At 45.9% G+C, this 932-nt stretch carries 3 protein-coding genes; all 3 read left to right on the top strand.

The features are described 5' to 3' along the window. Positions 1 to 187 (top strand): alpha/beta fold hydrolase (locus tag A3757_RS27430; RefSeq protein ID WP_231878177.1); only part of this gene is annotated, 187 nt, incomplete at its 5' end. Between the two features lie 62 nt (positions 188 to 249). Continuing rightward, positions 250 to 660 carry a YeeE/YedE family protein gene (locus A3757_RS00830; protein ID WP_068553464.1) on the top strand — a complete coding sequence of 137 codons (411 nt, stop codon included), beginning with the start codon at positions 250 to 252 and terminating at the stop codon, positions 658 to 660. Continuing rightward, positions 657 to 932, top strand: a 276-nt coding sequence (locus A3757_RS00825; RefSeq protein ID WP_068738989.1) for a DUF6691 family protein, incomplete at its 3' end; no start/stop codon positions are given. The genes A3757_RS00830 and A3757_RS00825, both read left to right, overlap by 4 nt.

The following is a 932-nucleotide window of genomic DNA, read 5'->3' as shown; positions in this document are numbered from 1 at the left end:
GCTGAATAGCCCGCTGACATTAGTCGTTGGGCTTAAATCAACGATGTACCCCTGTACCGGCCAACTCCGCATTGCCGACCATCACCCCAATTGCGATGTTCTCACTTTCCGAAACAGCGGGCATACACCGCTTATCGATCAACCTTATCGCTTTTTTCAGACACTAAAAGGTTTTGCCCAAGCCTAAATTTTGACCTAAAAAACTGTTATGCTGCCGCCGAAATTTAAACAACATTTCTCGGAGTACTCGTGGAGAATATAACACCCGCATTAATTGGTGGATTACTGATAGGTCTTTCGGCCAGCCTTATTATGCTTTTTTACGGTCGTATCACCGGTGTCAGCAGCATGATTCAGAGCCTTGTTAAGCGCACACAAGGTAATACCTTAAACAGTTTTGCCTTCTTAGCAGGAATGGCTTTAGGTGCATTGTGCTTAAGCGAGCTCAGCCAAATTAATTCTCAACCCATTCCAAACCATCCGGTTATTATTATCCTTTCCGGACTACTTGTGGGCTACGGTACGTCAATGGGCAGTGGCTGCACCAGCGGCCATGGCATCTGCGGCATTAGTCGCCTTTCCCTGCGTTCGATCATCACTACACTTTGTTTTATGACAAGCGGAATCATCACGGTAGCTATCGTGAGGCATGTCATATGAATGCTCTAATATATCTTTTCTTTGGTCTGTTATTCGGCCTGGGGCTCGCTTTTTCAGGTATGACTAACCCAGAAAAAGTCCTTGGCTTTCTCGACCTTTTCGGCAACTGGGATCCGACGTTAATGTTTGTTATGGCTAGCGGCGTGGGAACGACCATGCTCGCCTACCATTTTATTTTCAAGCGTCGGCCGATAATAAATAGCGAGTTTTGTCTTCCAAACAAACAAAAACTGGATAAGCGGCTGATCATTGGTTCTGTTTTGTTCGGCGTC

It is taken from the genome of Oleiphilus sp. HI0117 (assembly GCF_001635235.1).
This window is presented reverse-complemented; position numbering and strand designations above follow the sequence as displayed.